The following is a 17,422-nucleotide window of genomic DNA, read 5'->3' as shown; positions in this document are numbered from 1 at the left end:
AACGGTGTGTGCAGCATCCTCACGTGGACGCGAACAGGTGCGCCGAGGTCCACTCCTTCCATGTCGCTCACACCCGAACGCGCCGGTCTGTCGATGGCGCTGGTCGCCATGGTGTCGGTCCAGCTCGGTCTCGCGGTCTCGATCGGCCTCATCGACGAGCTCGGGACCACCGGCGCGGCCTGGCTGCGACTGTCCTGGGCCGCGGCGCTGTTCTTGCTGATCGTGCGGCCACGACCCTCGACCTACAGCCGCGAAGCGCTCATCGCGGGCGTCGCGCTCGGCGTGGTGACCGGGAGCGTGACCCTGCTGTTCATGGCCGCCGTCGAGCGGATCCCGCTGGGCATGGCCAGCGCGCTGGAGTTCCTCGGCCCCCTCGGGGTCGCGGTGGCCCGCAGCAAGAGCGCCGGCCGGCTCTGGGCGGTCGTGGCCGCCGGCGGTGTCCTGTGCCTGACTCAGCCCTGGGGCGGCACGGCTGACCCGGTCGGGGTGGCCTTCGCCTTCGCCGCCGCGTTCTGCTGGGCTGCCTACATCCTCCTCACCCAACGCCTGGGCGACACCGCCGACGGCATCTCCGGCCTCGCCGTGTCCATGCCGGTCGCCGCTCTCCTGGCCACGGGCGTCGCCGGCCCCGGCGTCGTCACAGACCTCACCCCGAGATCCTCGCCATCGGCGTCGGGCTTGCCCTCCTCCTCCCCGTCGTGCCGTTCACCCTCGAGATGCTGGCCCTCCAGCGCCTGTCGACCGGCGCCTTCGGAACCTTCATGGCGCTCGAACCAGGCATCGCCCTCCTCATAGGATTCGTCGCGCTCCACCAGACCCCGAACCCCCTTGCCATCACCGGGATCGGACTCGTGATCGCCGCCGGCATCGGAGCCGAACGCAGCGGAGCCGGCCGACCACCCACGCCGCGCGCAGAGCTGTCCACTCACACGAGCCTGGACGAAACACCCCGAGCAACGTTTGGCCTGACCATCGCTAAGGACGCCGATGTCTGACACCGAAACGCTCCAGTACTACCTGTCGGAAGCCCGAGTGGACCCCGAGGTCTTCGATCTACGACCCGACTACCGGACCATGCTGGTCGCGGTCGAAGGGATCGCCCCGCAGCCAAGTGACGATCTCAGCGAGTCACTCCTGCGGGCGGCGGAGGTAGAGGCTCAGATGCTGTTGGCCGATCGAAGGGTGGAGGACCTCCCTCACATCTCAGCGTGGCGCGAGGCGTACCGCGCCTTCGGCGCCAAACCCCAGCGCACCCGCAACAGCGTCGAGGCCCTGACCCGGCGCGCCGTGGCCGGCGGACTGCCGCGGGTCAACCGGCTCACCGACATCTACAACGCGATCTCTGTGCTCCATCAGGTCCCCATCGGCGGTGAAGACCTCACCAAGTACGCCGGAGCGCCGCGGCTCATGCGCGCGAACGGTGCCGAGCCCTTCGACACAACCGCTGAAGGCGAGGTGGTCATCGAGCACCCCGCGCCCGGCGAAGTCGTGTGGTGCGACGGGACCGGCGTCACGTGCCGACGGTGGAACTGGCGACAGGCGCGCCGCACCCAGCTCACCCCCGCAACCACCACGGCGCTGTTCATCATCGACGCACTCGAACCGATGAGCAACGACCAGCTCACCGCCGCCACCGAAGCGCTCACCGGGCACCTCACCGCACTGGGCCCCGGTGTCCAGGTGGCGCGCCGGTTCATCGAGGCACACGATCCCGCCCCCACGTCGCCGACACCCCAGGAGCGACCCTGACATGCTCATCCACCCGTGGGACGCCGCCTCCGACGCGGAAGAGTGGCGCACCTGGCTTTCGGCCACCGACCGCTTCGGCCTCTTGGTGGTCAACAACCTCGACCCCACCCACGCCCCCATCGTGGTGCCCACGCACTTCACCCTGGGCGAGGCGGGAGACGAGCTGCTGATCCATCTCGCACGTCCCAACCCCGTTTGGCCTCACCTCGAGAGTGCCGCCGAGGTCCGCATCGCAGTGATCGGCGACTACGCCTACATCCCCACCTACTGGCGCGCCGCAGCCGACATTCCCGAGACGGACGGGGTGCCGACCAGCTACTACACCGCCGTGCAATTCGTGTGCCGCCCCACAGTCGTCGACGACCCCGACGAAAAGGCGCAGATCCTCAACACCCAGCTGGCCGACTTCCAACCCGAGGGCCGGTACGCCGATGTCGCGCGCGACAGTGGACCGCACCACCGGATGCTCCCCGGTATCCGCGGCGTGCGCCTTCATGTGCAGCGGGTGGAGGCGAAGTTCAAGTACGACGACAACAAGCCCGTCGAGCACCGGGAGCACGTCAGCCAGAACCTGACCGAACGAGGTCGTGCGCTCGACGCCAGCGCAGCCGCCCAGCAGGAACGGCGCCTCAAGAGCCGCGGACCATGGAAGCCACCCAGCCGCGGCTGACCACTTCCTCGTCGACAACCCGCTCCGCGCACATCCCCAGACGACAACCGTTCGGCGGGGGGCCGGCGACCACGGGCGCCGACGGGACTAAGAGCGTCGCGTGGCGGACTACCTCGAGTCCGAGTTGTTCGTCCACGATGGCGCGGTGGAGGAAAAGCGGTCGCGGCGCCGCGGCGCGGTGCTCGAGCGGGCCATCCTGGAGGCGGCGTGGCAGGAGCTGTCCGAACGCGGGTGGCAGGGCTTCTCGGTCGAAGGCGTGGCCGGCCGCTCCGGCGCTGCGAAGACCGTGATCTACCGACGCTGGCGCAACCGCGTCGACCTGGCGCAGGACATGCTGATCCGTGCCGCCGCCGACTCGGGGCGCGCTACTTCGCAGGGCGCGTTGCGCGCCGACCTCATAGCGTTCCTGGAAGGCATGTCGCGCTTCCTCGGTACGCCGTTCGGGGAGGCAGCTCGCGGTGTGACCTGCGAGGGGGACCCGGCCGCTCAGCCGAGCATCTTCGGCGCGACCCCGGTGGTAGCCGCGATCGAGGACGTGATCGACCAGGCCGTCGCCCGAGGAGACCTCGAAGGCCGGCCGTCGGCTCTCGCGATGAACCTCGGCCACGCGGTCGTGATGTCGGAGTTCCTGCACACCGGCCGACTGCCCGGCCCAGAGCAGGTCACCGAGATCGTCGACGACGCCTGGCTGCCGGCCCTGCGCGCCACCAGCAGCTGATCACAGCTGTGAGTTCCGAGAACGGGCCGGCGCTGATGGCCTAGGAGAAGGGTGAAGGGCGCCGGGGCGATGGCCCGGCGCCCTTCACGATCACTCGCTGCGGTCAGTCCCGCGTCATCGCCGCTTGCCGCGGGTCTTGACGACGGTGTCGCGGTACGGGTCGAGCACGACGGGGCCGAGCAGACCGGTCCGCTGCCACTCCTGCATCTGGTAGTTGCTGTCGCCCGATGCGCGCACGGCGTTGAACATCGTGGTGGCGACGCGGACGACGACCGTGTTCTTCCCGGCGTCGAGCGCCTTCCCGAGGTCGATGCGACCCCGGTCGGACTGGTTGACGACGACTCCCTTGCCGTTGACGGTCACCGACACGGTGTCGATGACGTCGCCTAAGTCGAGGTAGGCCCCGTCCTTCGACTTCCACGACTTCGGCAGCGTCACCGTGGCGGCGTAGGTGCCGACGCCCGAGGACGTGGCGAGGTTGACCGGCGCGAGGATCTCACGCCACGACGGCAGCTTCCCGTCCTCGCCTGCGGTCACGGTGACTCCGGGCTGGTCGGTCTTGACGGTGGTGTACTGGTTGGCGCCGGGCGTCCAGGTCTGGGCGGTCAGCGTCCACGTGTCGAGGTCCTGGCTGGCGGCCAGGCCACGGACCTTCGTGGTGCGCTTGGAGCCGTTGCTCAACCGGGTGGTGTAGCGCCCGTTGGAGGTGGCCCGCAGGACGAGGGTGCGCTTGGTCGCGCCAGCGACCTCAGCAGAGCTGCTGGTGGCGTGAAGTGCTGGGCGCGGGCCCAACCTGGCGGACTTCTTCGCCAGTGCGATGACGACCTTGTCGTAGGGCGCGACGCGGACCTCCACGGTGGTGGCGCCGGCCTTGGTGGTGTACTCGCCGATCGGCTCGATCCTGCCGGTCCAGGTGTTCAGCCGGTACGGGGTGCCGGTCCCGGCCAGGGTGAGCTTCTCGTTCACGACCTTGCCGGTGCGGTTGTAGACGAAGTCGTAGGTCACCCCGGCCGCCTCGCGACGGACTGCGCCGAGCGCGGCGCCGGACTTCCTCGGTGTCACCGTGGGCTTGATGCCCGCGGCGCGCAGGGCGGCCGGCAGACCGGCCTCCTTCCCCACCGTGACGACGTTGGGCTGGTCAAGCAGGGCGTCGATGACGCTCCTGAGCCGGTCGCCGTTCGAGTGTGCCCCGGTCGTCTTCTGCGGCGCGGTTCCCACGACGAACACGCGCAGGCCGTTCTTGGCCAGCTCCAGCAGCTGCTCGGCGTTCTCGACCGACATGGTGGTCTGGTTGTTCAGGACCAGGGCTTCCTGGTCGGTGCGGTCGCCGAAGAGTCCACCGTCCGGTTCGACGATGCCGGGCTCGGTGAGGAAGTCCGGGGCAACGTAGTCGTAGGTGTAGCCCGCGGTCGCGGTCGCGGAGTCGGTGCCCAGCATGTGCTTGGTCGGCTGCTGGACTCCCACGCTGGCGCCGGCGAGGCCGAGGTCCTCGTAGTAGACGGCCAGGTCGACGGTGCCGCGCCCCTGGCGCAGGACGAGCTGGGTCCGGGCGAGGTTGTCGTTGATGCGCTTGTAGTCAGGCCAGTTCGGCTGCCGGGGCCCGAACTCGTCGTTGACGTTGAGGACGTTGAAGATGTCCCACGGGTGGTAGCCAGGCCAGGAGCCGTCGCGACCGGTGGCCGGGTCGGCGGGGGCGTCACGGTAGGGGTAGCCGTGCCAGACGAGCTGGTTGACCCCGCCGGCGTAGGACTTGTAGACGGCGTCGAGGAGGCCGTTGGAGAACTTCCCGCCGACCTGGGTGCCGTCGCCACCCTCGTTGAACTGGCCGGGGACGCTGGGTCCGGCGACACTGGAGCGGTAGTTGCCCATGAACACCGCGCAGCACTCGACCGAGACGATGTCCTGACGGTTGAGGCGGGCTCCGCTGGCCAGGACGCGGTAGTCCTGCTCGGCGCCGAAGGTGTTGGAGCTGGCGCCGAAGTTCAGCGACTCGCCCTCGACGATGCCGGCCTTCCCGGCCGCGACGCCGGAGGCGGCAGGGATGCCGTAGGGCTGGATGCGGAAGTCGAGGCCGTGGCTGGCGGCCCACCGCTGCATGGGTGCGACGTACTTCTGCGCGAACAGGTCGCTCAGGGTCTGCCGGTAGTCCTCGCGGACCTGGTCACCGACACCTTCGAGCTCGAAGGCGGGAGCGTGCGTGCCCTGGATCCCGATGCCGGCGAGCGCCGGGAGCAGCGTGGTCGGGTCGTACCCGCGTCGCTTCTCGAACTCGCGGAGGAAGCCCCACGTCCACTTCTGAGTCTCGCCCAGCTCCAGGGAGTCCTCGAAGATCGCTCCCTGGCCGATGCGGTCCAGGTTCTTTCGCACGGCGTCGGTGAGGACGTGCTCGTCCCAGAAGTTGGTCTGGATGTTCACCCCGCCGCGGCTCCAGTGGTCCACCACGTAGTTGGGCTGGGTGGCGGTGAACCCGCCGCGCTGGGCGACGAGGCCCGAGGCCACCTGGAGGAGGTCGATGACCACCCAGGGGTTCCCGTTGCCGGTGGCGAAGGTGTGCTCGAGGTTGCCGCGCGTCACCTTGTCGGTCACGTCGGCGACCGAACCGGGCACGAGCTTGATCGGGTCGGTGCTGGACGCGTCGCAACCCTCAGCGCACTGCGCGACCAATGTCCTGATGCGGGTGGAGCGGGCGACGTTCTTGACCGGCTCGGCGACCGCGTGCGCGTTCGTCACCGCAGACACCGAGAGGTCAGCACACGTCGCGGTCCGGTCCCCGAGACCGGTCACGACGACCTCCTCGGCCGTGGGACCGGCGCCGACGGTGATCTTGTCACCGCGGGCGAACCCACCCAGGCTGGCGACCTTGAGCACCTCGTCGCCAGGAGCAGCGACACCGCACAGCTGGGTGGTCACCGAGGGCGGAGCAGTCGTGGGCGCAGGCAGTGCGCCGGTGCGGCTCGAGCCGGGCTCGTTGAACTCGCGGCCGTAGATGAGCTGCTGCTCGGCCTGCGGCTGGTTGAAGCTGTTCAACGTGGGCACGGTCGGCGGATAGTGGGGGCCGAGGTTCTGGTCGACGATCAGACCGAGGTCGGCGGCCTCGGAGGTGATGACCTCCATCTTGTGCGCCCACAGAGGGGTGCCCCACCCGTACTCCGCCAGGAACGCGTTGCTCTGGTTCCCCGGTCCGGGGACGACGAACGGCGCCACCTCGACGCCACCGCCCCCTGCGGCTGCGATGTCGCGCAGCTCCTCGCGCAACACCTCGTCGTCGGTGAACGCCAGCGGCATCCACCACCGGTACATCGGCCGGACCCCCGTCGGCGGCTTCGCGAACGTGCGGGGCGTCAACCTCGTGGCCCCCGCCTCCTGGGCCGCGGCACGCGCAAGAGTCGAACGAACCGAACCCGCCGACGCCACATCGGACGCCACGGCGCTACCGACGCCGGCCGCAGCAGCGCTCCCCGTCCCCACGAGAGGAAGGGCCGCCGCCACTGAGGCAATCGCGGCGCACGCCGCAAGCGAGGCCCGTCGACGCTCGCGAGGTCGACGTGGCGGGAAGGATCGTTGCTTCATCTGGGACCTCAAGTTCGCATTGAAAGGTTTCACAGTGGCGGTGGTCACACACGCTAAGCGGGAAGAGGTAGCCCGTCAATAAGCAACGGCACGTTGCTTCAAGGCTTTGCCCTGCCGGTCGGCGGGGGCGGCCCCGCGGCGGGTAGCGGGCGGGATCCAGTGACGCGATGAGGGTGTGGGCGGACCCGTGTACTCCCCGCGTGAACCATCTCTGGTCGCGAGCCCCACTCTTCACCGGCGGGCCCGACTCGACCGCCGACAGGATGTCGGGCGACATCGTGAGCAGCCGGCACACCGTCGCCCCGTCCAACGGTTCAGCGAGCTCGGTGCGCCGAGGCCACCACAGCTCCGCACCTAGTCGAGCGAACACCGAGAACGTAGGCCGATTCCGGGCCTGCTCCAGCCGCCTCAGCGACCCCAAGCTCACTTCCGCGACCGCGACGGCCTCACGTATGGGAACTGTGGCAGCCACTCGCACGGCGCGCAGCTCACCACAGCGCCGCACCAGCTCCGCCGTCACCTCGCGCGTCGCTGTGCGCCTACGTAGCCCGCACTCCCCCAACCCCAATCGTGAGCCGCCCCTGTGCAGAAGCGGCATAGAACCCGTGACGATTCACCGCCGGACACCACATCGCACCACCACCCACCAGGTGGCGGCAGCCTGCCCACACACGACCCCGAAGGCCGTCACTCGCGCTGCGTGAGGGTCTTTCGCGCGCTCTGACTCGTCCTGCCGTGAAACGCGGGTCCACTGCCCAAGCACACCGAAGGGCCTGCTGCACGAGTGGGTGACACTGTCATCAGTTCGTGCAGTAGCCCCTACACGTCACGTACACCAGTTCTCGGCCCTGGCTCACATCGCTGACCCGCGGCCGCTGTGCGGGTAAAAGCACGCGACCGTGCCACTGAAGTCTCCCGTTGCGACCTCGGCGGACGCGGCCGCGACCAGCAGCCGCCACCCCGGAACCGTTACGTACTCGTGACGCGGGACGGGCAGGTCGAAGAGGACCAAGACCTCGCCACCACGGCGGCATCGGACCCGCTTCTCCACCTGCTCCCACACGTCGCGGGTCGGCACGGGGTATCCCCCCATCCGCGCCGCGGGTGCGAGGTCGACGTAGTCGTCCTCAACCGGCGACGTCTCGGCCAGCTCCAAGCCGCCGGCCACGTTGCGCAAGTACGGGTCCTCGTCCAGGACCCGCTCGAGGACGGCGTACTCATCCCGCTCGCCCTCCTCGAACAGGTCGACCACATCGGACAGCGGCGGCAGGGTGAGGGCTGTGTCGGCGTTGACGAGCTCAAGGTCGGACTCCGCGCTCTCCCGCGGCGTGCGATGCAGCTCGTCGCTGAGTTCCTCCGGCGGCACGCACACCACTTGGTGGTCCACGAACCGGGGCTTCCGAACGGACCCGACTCCGCGGCTCTCGGTGGCCGCGGCCAGTGCGTCGGTGACGGGCTCGGAGGTCGCCGAGTCGGTCGTTGCCGCCAGAAGGGCACTGGTGTCGACGAAGAGCTGTAGGACACCTCTCGTCGGCAGCCCGACGGTCGCATAGTCCTCCTCGTACACGTTGCTCTCGACGCCTTCGAGGTCGACCTGGAGCAGGAACGACAGCGGAACACCGGCGCCATTGATGGGCCACGACATCAGGGCGCTGGAGGACTGGGGCGCTCCCCCGTGCCAGCCGTACCCACCGGTCCAGGGCTTCTTGCGGAACCGGCGTCGTTCCAGCACCGACCCGGATGGGAACGGCTTGGTGAGCAGCGTGACCGCGGGCCGGAACGGGACCCGTGCCGGGCTCACGGGCACGGCAGGCTGGGCGTAGACGCGCTCCGGATCGGTGACGCCCAGGTGCACACCCGGCACGACCAGCGACCGGAGCCACTCACGCACCTGTGGGTCCGGGTGCCCGGCGAGGATCGAGCGCAGCAGGGCGCGGTCGGTCGACCTTGCGGTGGAGGCGCTCAACGCGTCCAGCACTTGGTCGGCCTGGTCGCTGGCGTCGGTGGAGTCCGTCCCGCCGGGGGTCGCGGCGATCTGCTCCAGCCGAGCCACCAGGGCCCGCAGCCGCCCGGTGGCGTCGGCACCCTGGCTCGGGCTCACGGTGTCGTCACCGGCCCACGCGAGCGGGCGACTTCCAGGTCATTGTCGCTGATCACAGTGCTACCTCCACCCCGCATAGTGTCAGGAGCCGGAGCCCGATCAGATGCAGGTTCTCGTAGCTGAAACCTCGCTGGTACTCCCGTAAGGTCAGGTTCCGGTTCGCCGCGACCCGCCGGATTCCCAGACGGGATAACTGGCTGGCGGGGATGTTCTTCAACCTCGTACCCATCAGGGCGCTGACGCACTTCTGGTGGATCCCGGTCGGGATCGCAACGAGGTTCTGCCGGTTGTGCACCATCCACGCCTTCACCCGGCCGCCGGTGTGCCGAAGCGCCGACTGCTCCACGATGTGGTGCCACTGGCGGCCAGTTCCCGCTGGTCCCCACTTCTTGAGGAACGCCTTGTAGGTGCCGAACCCGTGCTTCTCTTTCGGCGTGGCGTTGAGCCGGATCTTGAAGTTGCCGGCCGTCTTGAACTACCCCTTGATCGGTGCCCCGGCCTTCTTCGGGGTCTTCCCAATCTTCTTGACCGCACGCACGGCCGCGCGCTGCGCGCCCTTCTTCGTCAGGGCCTTCACCGCGACCTTGACCGCGATCCGACTACCAACGATCGCGACCGGCACGAACCAGGCCGGGTCAGCGATCACGGGGTACCGAGCGCCGCGGTGATCGACGACTTGGGTCAAGCCCTCGGGAGTGATCTCGAAACGCGTCGGAACCGGGCGGGCGCCGGCGTCGAACGCCCAGGGCGCCGCGAACGCGCCGATGACGTCACCGGAGGAGCTCACGGCCGTCAGGGATCCGTCATCGGCGTGGGCCAGGCGGGCACCGGCCGTAAGGAAGACAGGGATGTCGTAGCGGGTCGCCGTACGTCGGGGTGCTCCTGGAGGCGCCCGATGCGGGAAGCGATCCGCATTCGCGGAGGGTTCGCGGAAAACGCGCACACCTGTGACACCAACAGAGCGGCTCCTGACTTGCGTGGCCGCAGGTCAGGAGCCGTTTGATCTGAGCCGCCTGTCGGAATCGAACCGACGACCTATTCATTACGAGTGAATCGCTCTACCGACTGAGCTAAGGCGGCGCGCTGCCCCCGTCCGGCGGGCCGGGTGGCGGGCAACTCGGGGAAGTATACGGATCGCCTCTGGTGGCGCGAAAACCGGCGGGCGCCACGTCCCGCGGCGCGGGTGGACGGCGTTGCCGGCCGCCGAGCAGACTCGGGACATGGCCGCCCCATCGGAGCAGACCGCACACCGCTCGACCCTGACGGCGCCGCCCGGGTCGTCGACGCACGCAGGGCTCGGCCTCGCGGCGTTCGTGGCGGCGGTGGCGGTCGCCGCGGCGCTCGGAGCGGTCGCGGCCGGATCCGCCGAGTCGACGTACGACCGGCTGGAGCTGCCGCAGTTCGCGCCGCCGTCCTGGGTCTTCGGACCGGTGTGGACGGTGCTGTACGGCATGATCGCGATTGCCGGCTGGCTCCTGTGGCGCCAGCGCGGGGTCGACCGGGCAGTCGTCGTGTGGGCCGTGCAGCTGGTGCTCAACGCCGCATGGACGCCGCTCTTCTTCGCTGCCGGAGCCTACGCGCTGGCGCTGGTCGAGATCCTCGCGCTGCTCGCCTCCGTCGTTGCCCTGATCGCGCTCGCGGTCCCCCGCAGCCGGGCAGCCGCGCTGCTGCTGGTGCCCTACGCCGCCTGGGTGGCGTTCGCGACCGCGCTCAACGCCTCGATCTGGTGGTTGAACCGCTGAGCCGGTCAGGCCGCGAGGGCGACCTTCTTCTCGCTCTTCCCGCCGGTCGGGGCGAGCCCGTACGGCGCGGACTGCTCGGCCCCGCACCAGCAGGTGAAGGTGGCGACCGCGCCCTGGCCGGAGTCGGCGACGGCCGTGATCTGGGAGGGGAAGATGAGCTGACGCTTCTGGCACACGGTGCAGGTGTGGGTGAACACGGCGGGTCCTTTCTCGACTCGGCAGCAGGATTGCTACGTCCAGTCTGACCGCCGAGGATCCATAGGGGTAGCCTCTCTTTCCAGCCAGTGGCATAGGCTCGACCTTGTGCTTTCTGTGCACCAGCTCACATGCTTCCTCGCCGCCTACGAGCACGGCTCGCTGACCCGCGCCGCCGAGGAGCTCGGCTACGCCCAGCCGTCGGTCTCCGAGCAGATCCGGGCGCTGGAGAAGTCCCTCGGCGTCCCGCTCTTCCGCCGGGTCGGTCGCGGCGTCGTGCCGACCACCGTGGGCGACACCCTGCGCCCGTACGCCGAGCGCGTGCTTGCCTCGATCGACGACGCCGAGCGCGCCGTGCAGAGCGTGAAGTCCTTCGAGACCGGCACCATCCGGTTCGGCATGTTCGGCGCCGCCCGGCTGTACGCCGGCGCGGGGCTGGTCGCCGACGTGCTGCAGCGCTACCCCGGCGTCCGGGTGGAGCTGGTCGGGCAGAACTCCGCCGACGTGCAGGAGGAGCTGCGCCGCGGCCGGCTCGAGGCGGCGATGATCGCCGTCGCCGCCGCGACCAGCGAGGGGATGGCCATCACCCCGGTCGCCCGCGACGAGCTGGTCTACATCTCCACCGACCCCGAGCGGGTCGCCTCACCCGTCACGGCGCACCGCCTGGCCCAGGCCTCCCTGGTGATGCCCGAGACGACGTGGCGCGCGACCGACTCCACGCGCATCGTGCTGCGCCAGATGCTCCACGAGACCGGCCGCAACCCGGCGACCCGCATCGAGGTCGAGGACATCGAGACCGCCGTCGAGCTCGTGGGCATGGGCCTCGCCGACAGCGTCGTGCCCCGCGGCGTCGTCGACGAGCTGCTCCCCCGGCTCGCGCCGGACGCCGGCTACGTCTCGCTCCGGCCCCGCCAGTTCGACACCATCGCGATCGTCCACCGCGCCGACGCCACGCTCTCCCCCGCGGCCCGGCTGATGATCGAGCTGGCCACCGCGCGCATCCAGGCGATCGCCGAGCCGGTCCGCCCCCGCTGACCCGCCCCGTGCTGCCCACAGTGCGCCCTGGCGCACGCTGGGCAGCACGCGGCGGGAGGGGTGGGGACTAGGAGCAGACCAGCCCGTCCTCGGGCACGACCTCCTCGACGAGGAACTGCTCGACCGCGTCGTCGACGCACTCGTTGCCGGCGTAGTAGCCGGTGTGGCCGTCGCCGTCCCGGGTGACCAGCACCCCGGACTCCAGCCGCTCCGCGAGCCCCTCGGCCCACTCGTACGGCGTGGCCGGGTCGCGGGTCGTCCCGATCACCACGATCGGCGGCGCACCGGCCGCGTCGATCTCCAGGTCCGCCACCTCGGACTCGGCCTCGTGGCCGAGGCACCCGACGAGCCCCCACGCGAAGACCCGGCCGAAGGTCGGCGAGGCCTCCTCGAAGTCGGGCACCTGGGCCGGCACCTCCTCCGGCGTCACGGCGTACGGGTCGTCGAGGCAGTTGATGGCCGCGATCGCCTCGGAGCTGTTGTCGAGGTAGCCGTCCGGCCCGCGGGAGGAGTAGGCGTCCGAGAGCAGCATCAGCATCGAGCCGTCTCCGGCGAAGGCCCGCTCGAGCGCCTGGGTCAGCAGCGGCCAGTAGTCGCGGTTGTAGAGCGGGGCGACGAGGCCGTAGAAGGCGTTGCCCACCCGCAGCGACCGGTCGCCGCTGGTCGGGAGCCCCTGGCGGTCGACCTCGGCGAGGAACCGCTGGAGCCGGTCGAGTCCGGCCTCCACGCTGTCGCCGAGCGGGCAGTCCCCCTGGGCGACGCAGTGCTCGACGTACGCGCGCAGCGCCGTCTCGAACCCGCGGGCTTGGCCCAGGCTGAGCTCGCGGGAGCTGAGCCCGGTGTCGACCGCGCCGTCGAGCACCAGCTGGCCGACCCGGTCGGGGAAGAGCTCGGCGTAGGTGGCCCCCAGCTTCGTGCCGTACGACGCGCCGAAGTAGTCCAGCTCCGGCTCGCCCAGCGCGGCGCGGAGGACGTCCATGTCGCGGGCCGCCTCGACCGTGGTCACGTGGTTGGCGAGGTCACCGGAGCGCTCGAGGCAGCCCGCGTGGAGCGTCTCGATCCCGTCGACCAGGACGGCCACCTCGCTCGAGGAGTCCGGGTCCGGGTCGGCGGCCAGGTAGGCGTCGAGCGCATCGTCGGAGAGGCAGTCGAGCGGCGCCGACGAGCCGGTGCCCCGGGGGTCGAAGCCGACGACGTCGTAGTGCTCGCGCAGCGCGTCGCCGAACGCGAGGCCCGCCTGGGCGGCGTACGTCGTGCCGGGCGCGCCCGGTCCGCCCGGGTTGACGACCAGGGAGCCGAGCCGGTCGCCGGGGTCGGTCGCCGGCACGCGCAGGAGGGCCAGCTCGATGGTCTCCCCGTCCGGGTCGTCGTAGTCGACGGGCACGGTGAGCCGCGCGCACTCGTGGTCGTCGCAGGCCTGCCACTCGAGGTCCTGCTCGTAGAAGCGGGCGAGGTCCGGGCTCGGGGGCTCCGTCGCGTCGCCGACGGGCGTGCTGGTCGGTGCGGGCACCGCGCGGCCCCCGCCGCCGGACCGCGGCTCGCCGTCGCCCCCGACGAACGCACCGAGCGCCACCGCGGCGGCGGCGAGCACCATCGCGACGGCCACCACGAGCGCGATGACCCGGACGGTCTGCTGCCTCACCGGCTGCTCCCCTGCTGGCTCGGGACCTGTAGCTCGACCATCATGGACTCCAGCGCCAAGGCGACCGGCACGTTGAACTCGAGCATCTGCTCGCGGGCCGTGAAGATCGCGTCGATCCGCCGGAGGTTGAGCTCGGGCGTCGAGGTCCGCACGACCTGCTCCACGTCGCCGCGCACCTCCTCGTTGACCAGCTCGCCCGGCGCCCCGGTCGCGACCGCGATGGCGTCGCGGTAGACCGAGACCAGGTCCATCAGCGCCCGGTCGACCACGTCGAGGTGCCGCCGCTTGGCGCGGGTCTTCTGCCCCTTCTCGAGCGCGGAGAGGGCGGGCGAGTACTCCCGCGGCCGGCGCCCCCGCTCCACCACGCCGTACGACGCGTCCAGGTCGGCCTTCTCCCGCGCGTCGAGCTCGCCGGTGATCACGTCGGCCTCGTCCTTGGTGACCTCCGCCAGCCGGGTCGCGGCGCTCATGCAGCGGCCCAGCGTGGTCAGCGTGGCCGGGATCCCCACGACCTCGCGCCGGCGCTCCCGGGCACCCTCGTCGCGGGCCAGCGCCCGGGCGCGGCCGATGTGCCCCTGGCTGGCGCGGGCGGCGTACGACGCCAGCGCCGGGCTGACCTGGTCGCGGCGCGCCAGGAAGTCGGCCACGTCGGCGGCGGCCGGCGTCGACAACGTCACCAGCCGGCACCGCGAGCGGATCGTGGGGAGGACGTCCTCGACGGTGGGCGCGCAGAGCATCCACACCGTCCGCTCGGTCGGCTCCTCGATCGCCTTGAGCAGGGCGTTGCAGGCCTGGTCGGTGAGCCGGTCGGCGTCCTCGACGACGAGCACCTGCCACCGCTGGCCCACCGGGGCGAGCGCGGCGCGACGGACCAGGTCCCGGACCTCGTCGACGCCGATCGACAGCTTCTCGGTGCGGATGACGCTCACGTCGGCGTGCGACCCGGCGAGCACGGTGCGGCACGAGTGGCAGCTCCCGCAGCCGGCCTGGTCGCACTGCAGCGCGGCGGCGAAGGCGACGGCGGCGTTCGAGCGGCCGGAGCCCGGGGGGCCGGTGAAGAGCCAGGCGTGGCTCATCCCGTGGCCGGTGGCGGCGCCGCGCAGCGCCTCGACCGGCCGCGACTGGCCCACGAGCGAGTCCCAGACCGAGGCCGGGGCCGTGGCGCTCACGACGCCACCTGCCCCAGGAGCGGGGCCACCCGGGCTCGCACCGCGGCCGCGGTCTCGTCCACCGACGTGCGTGCGTCGAGGACCAGGTAGTGGTCCGGGTCGGCCTCGGCCATCCGCAGGAACGCCTCGCGCACCCGGCGGTGGAACGCCAGCGACTCGCCCTCCATCCGGTCCCGGCCCTCGAACCGGCCCAGCCCCTGCTCGGGCTCCAGGTCGAGCACCACGGTCAGGTGCGGGCGAAGGTCGCCGGTCGCCCACCGCGAGACCCGCTCCACGTCGGCGACGTCGAGCTCCCGGCCGGCGCCCTGGTAGGCCAGCGAGGAGTCGACGTACCGGTCCATGACGACGACCTCGCCGCGCTCCAGCGCCGGGCGCACCAACCGGTCGACGTGCTCGGCGCGGTCCGCGGCGTAGATGAGCGCCTCGGCCCGCGGTGACAGCTCCCCCGTCTCCGGCCCGAGCAGGATCTCCCGGAGCCGGCGCCCGACCGGCGTGTCACCCGGCTCGAAGGTGAGCACGACGGTGTGGCCCTGCTCCTCGAGCCAGGAGCGCAGGAGCCGGGACTGGGTGGACTTGCCCGACCCCTCGCCGCCCTCGAAGCAGACGAGGAGACCGGTCGCGGAGTGCACGGGGCGAACCTACGTCCACCTGCCGACAGCGGCCAACGCGCCGTCCGCGGCCGCCCAGCAGGACGACCAGCAGGACGACCAGCAGGACGCCGGCGACTTGGCTCCCCGCCGGACATCCACTTGGCTGGCTGCCGATGCCGTCACTCTCGATGCTCCTCCGCCGATACCTGCGCCGCGCGTCCTGGAGGACGCCGGTCCTGGTGCTGCTCGGCGTCTTCCTGAGCAGCTGGGCGCTGATGGCGCTGGTCGAGACCGACACCGACATCGCCGACCCGCACCAGTACTGGTGGTGGTTCCTCATCACCGCCTCCACCGTGGGGTACGGCGACGTGTACCCCGAGAGCACCGCCGGCCGGGCCGTGGCGGGGTACGTCGTGGTGGGCGGCGTCGTCACCCTCACGACCGTCTTCACCCACGTCGCCGACCGGATCTCCCGAGCGAAGGGACGCCGCATGCGAGGCCTCACCGACCACGACCTCTCCGGGCACGTGGTGCTCGTGGGCTACACCCCCGGCCGCACCGAGCGGCTGGTCCAGGACCTGCGTGCCGACGCTGCGATCGCCGGCCGCGACCTCGACGTGGTGGTCTGCGCGTGGGAGGACCAGGCCGAGGCGGACCCGTTCGCCGACGAGCCACGCATCCACTTCGTCCGCGGCGACCTGGCGGACCTGCCCGTGCTGCGTCGCGCCGCCCCCGAGCGGGCCGGGGCGGTGCTCATCGACGCCCGCGACGACAACGAGGCGGTCACGCTCACCGTCGCGGCCGAGGAGGTCTCCAGCGGCGTGCACACCGTCGTGACGCTGCGTGACCTCACGCGGCGGCGGACCATCGCCCGGATCGACCGGACCGTGCACTGCGTGCAGTGGCACGCGACCCAGATGGTGGTCGAGGAGCTCCAGGACCCCGGCATCGCCGGCGTCTACGACGAGCTGATGACCCCCGGAGGGGTCGGGACCTGGTCCAGCACCGCCCCGGACGGCGCGACGGCGACGTACGGCGCGTGGCAGCGCGCGCTCGGCGAGGCCCACGGCGCGACCCTGCTCGCCCTGCGCCCGCCGGGCCACCTCGACGACGTGACCGTGAGCCCGCCGTGGGACAGCCCGGTGCCGGCCGGCTCGGTGCTCTACTACGTCGGCCCGCGGCGACTGGGTCCCGACGAGCTCCGCGGGCTGCTCGGCGACGTGCCGTCGGGCACGTGACCACCGCGCGCACGGTCCCGGTCACCACCGAGCTCGACGGCGACGAGCTGGACGCGGAGGACGCCTGGCGCCTGGCGCGTCAGCACGGGCTGTGGCGGATCGCCGTCGACTCCTTCGTCCGCTTCCGGTACGGCGACGGCTTCACCAACAGCCGGGCGCTGGCCCTGCAGGCCTGCCTCGCGGTCGTGCCGTTCCTGCTGGCGCTCACCGGGCTCACGGCCGACCTGGACCAGCGGCGCCTGGCCCGGGTCGTCGCGCTGACCGTGCAGCAGGTGGCGCCCGGGCACGGTGACGGCGACGCACTGGTGGGAGCCGTGACCGGGGACTCCGCCGAGCGGGCGGGCGAGCTGGCGCTCGTCGTGGGCCTGCTCGTGTCCCTCGTCTCGATGGCGACGGCGATGGGCCAGGTCGAGCGGGGCGCCAACCGGATCTACGGCATCCGCCGCGACCGCCCGGCGCTGCGCAAGTACGGCCGCGCCGCCGTGCTCACCGGGCTCCTGGCCGTGCCCGTCGGGCTCGGCTTCCTGCTCCTGGTGGCCGGCGGGGCGTTCGCCGACGCCATGGTCGAGGTCTACGGCTGGTCCTCGTCGACCGAGACGACCTGGCAGGTGGTCCGGTGGCCGCTGGGCACGCTCCTGCTGGTCGTGACGATCGCGGTCGTGCTCGACCACGCCCCGCGGCGCCGCCAGCCCGCACTGTCCTGGCTCGCCCTCGGCTCGGCCACCGCCGTGGCCGTGAGCATGCTCGCGGCGGCCGGCCTGGCGACGTACGTGCGGCTCAGCGGCTCCTTCGACGCCACCTACGGCCCGCTCGCCGGCATCATGGCGCTGCTGCTGTGGTCCTGGCTCAGCGCGACCGGGCTCTTCTACGGGACCGCCGTCTGCGCGCAGCTGGAGGCCTACCGCGCCGGCGAGCCGGATCCGGTGTACGACGACCCCGGTCGGCCGCACGGGCGCCGCGTGGAGTCCGACGACCACTCCTGAGCGCGGCGGGGGGGTCTCGA

At 71.4% G+C, this 17,422-nt stretch carries 17 protein-coding genes and 1 tRNA gene; 9 read left to right on the top strand and 9 right to left on the bottom strand.

Annotation, left to right across the window (positions count from 1 at the left end; translation table 11 throughout):
- Window positions 1-60 precede the first annotated feature (60 nt).
- The 5 genes from ACSMHG_RS03320 (at window position 61) to ACSMHG_RS03300 (ending at window position 3,137) form a co-directional block, all read left to right on the top strand.
- Window positions 61-795: an EamA family transporter gene (locus ACSMHG_RS03320; protein WP_435741964.1), complete on the top strand. Its 735-nt coding sequence runs from the start codon at window positions 61-63 to the stop codon at window positions 793-795.
- Entirely contained in the window at window positions 699-995 is a 297-nt protein-coding gene (locus ACSMHG_RS03315) for a DMT family transporter (protein ID WP_435741963.1), read from the top strand. The genes ACSMHG_RS03320 and ACSMHG_RS03315 overlap by 97 nt, the downstream gene beginning before the upstream one ends.
- Complete coding sequence (locus ACSMHG_RS03310) at window positions 988-1,749, top strand: B3/B4 domain-containing protein (protein WP_435741962.1); 762 nt, start codon at window positions 988-990, stop codon at window positions 1,747-1,749. The genes ACSMHG_RS03315 and ACSMHG_RS03310 overlap by 8 nt, the downstream gene beginning before the upstream one ends.
- Window position 1,750: 1 nt before the next feature.
- A complete protein-coding gene (locus ACSMHG_RS03305; protein ID WP_435741961.1) occupies window positions 1,751-2,419 on the top strand; it encodes an FMN-binding negative transcriptional regulator in 669 nt (222 codons plus the stop codon).
- Window positions 2,420-2,519: 100 nt separating this feature from the next.
- On the top strand, window positions 2,520-3,137 hold the full coding sequence (locus ACSMHG_RS03300) for a TetR/AcrR family transcriptional regulator (protein ID WP_435741960.1): 618 nt from the start codon (window positions 2,520-2,522) through the stop codon (window positions 3,135-3,137).
- 114 nt (window positions 3,138-3,251) lie between these two features.
- On the opposite strand, the gene ACSMHG_RS03295 is transcribed toward ACSMHG_RS03300, so the two are convergent.
- The 5 genes from ACSMHG_RS03295 to ACSMHG_RS03275 form a co-directional block, all read right to left on the bottom strand.
- Entirely contained in the window at window positions 3,252-6,422 is a 3,171-nt protein-coding gene (locus tag ACSMHG_RS03295) for a glycosyl hydrolase (protein ID WP_435741958.1), read from the bottom strand.
- Window positions 6,423-7,560: 1,138 nt separating this feature from the next.
- Window positions 7,561-8,808, bottom strand: coding sequence for a DUF1963 domain-containing protein (locus ACSMHG_RS03290; RefSeq protein WP_435741957.1), 1,248 nt, complete (start codon window positions 8,806-8,808; stop codon window positions 7,561-7,563).
- 52 nt (window positions 8,809-8,860) lie between these two features.
- Window positions 8,861-9,154, bottom strand: a complete 294-nt coding sequence (locus tag ACSMHG_RS03285; protein ID WP_435741955.1) for a hypothetical protein — start codon at window positions 9,152-9,154, stop codon at window positions 8,861-8,863.
- 129 nt (window positions 9,155-9,283) lie between these two features.
- Window positions 9,284-9,595 carry a hypothetical protein gene (locus tag ACSMHG_RS03280; RefSeq protein WP_435741954.1) on the bottom strand — a complete coding sequence of 104 codons (312 nt, stop codon included), beginning with the start codon at window positions 9,593-9,595 and terminating at the stop codon, window positions 9,284-9,286.
- Window positions 9,596-9,815: 220 nt separating this feature from the next.
- Window positions 9,816-9,888, bottom strand: a tRNA-Thr gene (locus tag ACSMHG_RS03275).
- Between the two features lie 140 nt (window positions 9,889-10,028).
- Here ACSMHG_RS03275 and ACSMHG_RS03270 point away from each other — a divergent pair.
- Complete coding sequence (locus tag ACSMHG_RS03270) at window positions 10,029-10,550, top strand: TspO/MBR family protein (RefSeq protein WP_435741953.1); 522 nt, start codon at window positions 10,029-10,031, stop codon at window positions 10,548-10,550.
- A gap of 5 nt (window positions 10,551-10,555) precedes the next feature.
- Here ACSMHG_RS03270 and ACSMHG_RS03265 read toward each other — a convergent pair whose 3' ends face one another.
- The gene (locus ACSMHG_RS03265; protein WP_435741952.1) at window positions 10,556-10,747 is read right to left on the bottom strand and encodes a hypothetical protein; all 192 of its coding nucleotides are present in this window, start codon (window positions 10,745-10,747) and stop codon (window positions 10,556-10,558) included.
- A gap of 106 nt (window positions 10,748-10,853) precedes the next feature.
- Between ACSMHG_RS03265 and ACSMHG_RS03260 the strand changes: the two genes are divergently transcribed.
- Window positions 10,854-11,780: a LysR family transcriptional regulator gene (locus tag ACSMHG_RS03260; RefSeq protein WP_435741951.1), complete on the top strand. Its 927-nt coding sequence runs from the start codon at window positions 10,854-10,856 to the stop codon at window positions 11,778-11,780.
- 67 nt (window positions 11,781-11,847) lie between these two features.
- On the opposite strand, the gene ACSMHG_RS03255 is transcribed toward ACSMHG_RS03260, so the two are convergent.
- Genes ACSMHG_RS03255 through tmk form a run of 3 tightly spaced genes read right to left on the bottom strand, consistent with a single transcriptional unit; the run spans window position 11,848 to window position 15,220 of the window.
- Window positions 11,848-13,422, bottom strand: coding sequence for an alpha/beta hydrolase (locus ACSMHG_RS03255; RefSeq protein ID WP_435741950.1), 1,575 nt, complete (start codon window positions 13,420-13,422; stop codon window positions 11,848-11,850).
- Window positions 13,419-14,591, bottom strand: coding sequence for a DNA polymerase III subunit delta' (locus tag ACSMHG_RS03250; RefSeq protein WP_435741948.1), 1,173 nt, complete (start codon window positions 14,589-14,591; stop codon window positions 13,419-13,421). Before ACSMHG_RS03250 ends, ACSMHG_RS03255 begins: the two co-directional genes overlap by 4 nt.
- Entirely contained in the window at window positions 14,588-15,220 is a 633-nt protein-coding gene (gene tmk / locus ACSMHG_RS03245) for a dTMP kinase (RefSeq protein WP_435741947.1), read from the bottom strand. Before tmk ends, ACSMHG_RS03250 begins: the two co-directional genes overlap by 4 nt.
- A 134-nt stretch (window positions 15,221-15,354) precedes the next feature.
- Between tmk and ACSMHG_RS03240 the strand changes: the two genes are divergently transcribed.
- Complete coding sequence (locus tag ACSMHG_RS03240) at window positions 15,355-16,419, top strand: ion channel (RefSeq protein WP_435741946.1); 1,065 nt, start codon at window positions 15,355-15,357, stop codon at window positions 16,417-16,419.
- Window positions 16,416-17,402 carry a YihY/virulence factor BrkB family protein gene (locus ACSMHG_RS03235; RefSeq protein ID WP_435741945.1) on the top strand — a complete coding sequence of 329 codons (987 nt, stop codon included), beginning with the start codon at window positions 16,416-16,418 and terminating at the stop codon, window positions 17,400-17,402. The genes ACSMHG_RS03240 and ACSMHG_RS03235 overlap by 4 nt, the downstream gene beginning before the upstream one ends.
- Window positions 17,403-17,422: the final 20 nt, after the last annotated feature.

Origin of the sequence: Nocardioides ureilyticus (assembly GCF_051280745.1) — a bacterium.
GTDB lineage: Bacteria > Actinomycetota > Actinomycetes > Propionibacteriales > Nocardioidaceae > Nocardioides.
The sequence above is the reverse complement of the archived record's forward strand: the minus strand, read 5'-3'. Positions and strand labels throughout refer to the sequence as shown.

Coding starts and splice junctions, on each gene's coding strand:
- ACSMHG_RS03320 (WP_435741964.1), top strand. CDS start 61: ATGTCGCTCACACCCGAACGCGCCGGTCTGTCGATGGCGCTGGTCGCC.
- ACSMHG_RS03310 (WP_435741962.1), top strand. CDS start 988: ATGTCTGACACCGAAACGCTCCAGTACTACCTGTCGGAAGCCCGAGTG.
- ACSMHG_RS03305 (WP_435741961.1), top strand. CDS start 1,751: ATGCTCATCCACCCGTGGGACGCCGCCTCCGACGCGGAAGAGTGGCGC.
- ACSMHG_RS03295 (WP_435741958.1), bottom strand. CDS start 6,422: ATGCCGCTGGCGTTCACCGACGACGAGGTGTTGCGCGAGGAGCTGCGC.
- ACSMHG_RS03270 (WP_435741953.1), top strand. CDS start 10,029: ATGGCCGCCCCATCGGAGCAGACCGCACACCGCTCGACCCTGACGGCG.
- ACSMHG_RS03240 (WP_435741946.1), top strand. CDS start 15,355: ATGCCGTCACTCTCGATGCTCCTCCGCCGATACCTGCGCCGCGCGTCC.